Source organism: Maribacter aquimarinus (assembly GCF_047345505.1).
In the GTDB taxonomy this organism is placed as follows: domain Bacteria; phylum Bacteroidota; class Bacteroidia; order Flavobacteriales; family Flavobacteriaceae; genus Maribacter.
The window spans coordinates 1-2790 of the sequence record NZ_JBLFEO010000055.1; the positions used below are offsets into that span (position 1 = coordinate 1).

Genomic DNA, 2790 nt, shown 5'->3' on the forward strand with positions numbered 1-2790 from the left:
AAAGGCGGAGAACATTTTAAACAACAGGCCCAGAAAAAGGTTCGGGTACAGAACGCCCAACGAGGTTTTTGCCGCAGCAATAGAAAATCAGGGCATTGTTGCGTTTATGACTTGAATCCAGCTTCAGATGATGAAACCTTCGACAATTTTGTTGAAGAATTTGAAAATAGCTTTTCACGAAAAGCTATTAGGCAATTAAGGCGAACAATTGTTGAAAAACCAATTATAAACTTCTTCCTTGAAAAGGAACAAAGTCTTGACAAGGCTTTAAATATTTTCATAAGAATAAATAGTGGTGGGGAACCACTAAATTTTTCCGACCTATTAATGTCCATAGCAGTTGCCAATTGGACACAGAAAGATGCACGAAAGGAAATCCATAAATTGGTCGACACAATCCGAGATAAAGGATATTCTATTTCAAAGGATTTAATTCTAAAGTCGTTTTTGTATTTGCACAGCAAAGACATAAAATTCCGAGTAACTAACTTCTCAAAAGAAAATGCGAAAGAATTTGAAACCGAATGGGAACGAATTAGAGATGCAATTCTTTCAACCTTTGACTTGATAAAATCGTTTGGATTTACAGACTTCACTCTGACTTCAAAAAATGCTGTTATCCCAATAATTTACTATTTGTATCACAAGGGAATTTATAGAGATTATTCTAACAAAATTGAGTACAAGCAAGACCGAGAAAGTATTAAGAAATGGTTGCATATTGTACTAATAAAAAGGATTTTTGGAGGTACTTCCGACAATGTTCTTTCGCAAATGCGTAGAGCATTTACTGACAACATATCGGAAACTAAAATCAAAACTGAAATTTCAAATTTCCCTATTGACACAATTTTTAATCACATAAGAAAAGACACGAGCGTTGGAGAAGAATTTATTGAAGAAACATTATTTACCCAAATTGACAATCAATATGCTTTTTCAATTCTTTCGCTGTTGTATCCGAATTTGGATTATAAAAACAACAATTTCCATAAAGACCACGTTCACCCAGCTTCGACTTTCGGAAATTTAAGTGAAGACAACAAAGAGAAGTATGGTTGGATAACTTTTAACTCAATCTATAATTTGCAAATGCTTGATGCAAATGAAAATATGTCGAAAAACGACTTAAACTTAAAAGACTGGGTTGACAAAGAAACTAATGAGAATAACAAAGAACAATTTTTGAATTTACACATAATTCCAAATGTGGACTTGACATTAGAAAACTTTAGTGAATATCACGAAAAGAGAAAGGAAATACTAATGGACAAGCTGAAAACACTACTGAACTAAAAATAACTGGTGGCAACAATGTGTATAAGTAATAGCGGTTGAAGTGATAAAACAAAAGTATAAACATAAAACAAAGGTCAGTGCAAAACCGAAAGGTTAGTGAGTAAAAAACCGCTACTACTCATACACGTTACCGTTACCCAACATTTAACCAAAACCCAGAAACTGAATTGAATGGAAGAAAAAATTGAAATACCATTAAGCAAAAAGAAAATAATTTTACTTCTTTTAGCGGCAATTGCATTTGTTGCTGGCGGAATTTGGATTGCCACAAACCCAGAAAGATTTATTCCTAATATTTTTAAAATTACTAATCCTGAAATTATCCGAATTGGCGGAATTGTTGGAATTCTGTTTTTTGGAGCAGCTGGAATTTATGGAATTAAAAAACTATTTGACAAAAAAGTTGGACTGATTATCGACTCAAACGGAATTACAGACAACTCAAATGCATCAAGTATTGGACTAATAGAATGGAATGATATTTCGGACATAAGAACAAAGCAAGTTATGTCAACAAAATTTCTTCTAATTGACATTGTGAACCCTGAGAAATATATCGGAAAAGCAAAAAATGGAATACAATCAAGACTTATGAAAGCTAATATGAATATGTACGAAACACCTCTTTCGATTACTTCAAATACGCTGAAATATGATTTTGGAAAACTTGAAAAATTAATAAAAATTGAATACAAAAAAAATAAAAACGTTGGGTAACACCGTGTATAATTAATGGCTAGTTCTCGCCTACTTACGAAAATCCTTGCGGATTTTCTATTCGGTTTTTATTTGCTAAATTCCGTGCTTGAAACACGCCACTAATCATACACAACAACGTTGTAGCACATTTGAGAAAAAACCTGAATCAATGACGAAAATTAGAATAGAACGAAATTCTGAATGGAATAATAAAGCTCGTGAAATCGGAATTTATATTGACGGAGAAAAAGTCGGAACAATAAATGACGGAGAAACTCAAGAATATGAAGTTGAAAATGGAAAACACGAGATTTTTGCAAAAATAGATTGGTGTAGAAGTCCAAAAATTGAGCTGAATATAGCCGAAAATGAAACTAAAACTATAAAGTTAAGCGGATTTAAATATTCCAAATGGATTTTACCAGCTTTACTTGGAATTATGCTGTTCTACTATCTTGGAAAATATGCTCTGAATATTGACTTGAACTTCTTAATTTGGATTATGGCAATAGGATTTTTATATCTAATTTATTATATAACATTTGGAAAAAATAGATATTTAATATTAACCGAAAAGGAAAATAAAAACGTGCTACAATAACTAAGCATTCGTGCGGTCGGTACGACCCAGCATGAATGCGGTGTTGAACTACACCGGGGCGTTGGTCTCTTTTTCTGCTATGGGGATTGGTCTGTATTGGAAGGGAGGTTTGCAGCGGCACCTGGGCCGATACTTTTGTGGTTTTAGATATTCTTGACCCGCGTGGGCATACTTTCCACGATCCGGAGCCT

3 protein-coding genes and 1 pseudogene are annotated in these 2790 nt (G+C 33.4%); all 4 read left to right on the top strand.

Translation table 11 applies throughout. The features are described from left to right. Positions 1-115 (top strand): annotated as a pseudogene (locus ACKWCC_RS19400) (IS30 family transposase); the annotation flags it as partial. Continuing rightward, entirely contained in the window at positions 112-1296 is a 1185-nt protein-coding gene (locus ACKWCC_RS19080; protein WP_462043269.1) for a GmrSD restriction endonuclease domain-containing protein, read from the top strand. The pseudogene ACKWCC_RS19400 and the gene ACKWCC_RS19080, both read left to right, overlap by 4 nt. A gap of 174 nt (positions 1297-1470) precedes the next feature. Further along, entirely contained in the window at positions 1471-2016 is a 546-nt protein-coding gene (locus tag ACKWCC_RS19085; RefSeq protein WP_413997566.1) for an STM3941 family protein, read from the top strand. A gap of 151 nt (positions 2017-2167) precedes the next feature. Beyond that, positions 2168-2599 (top strand): hypothetical protein, encoded by a 432-nt coding sequence (locus ACKWCC_RS19090; protein WP_413997567.1) that lies wholly within the window; start codon positions 2168-2170, stop codon positions 2597-2599. Positions 2600-2790: the final 191 nt, after the last annotated feature.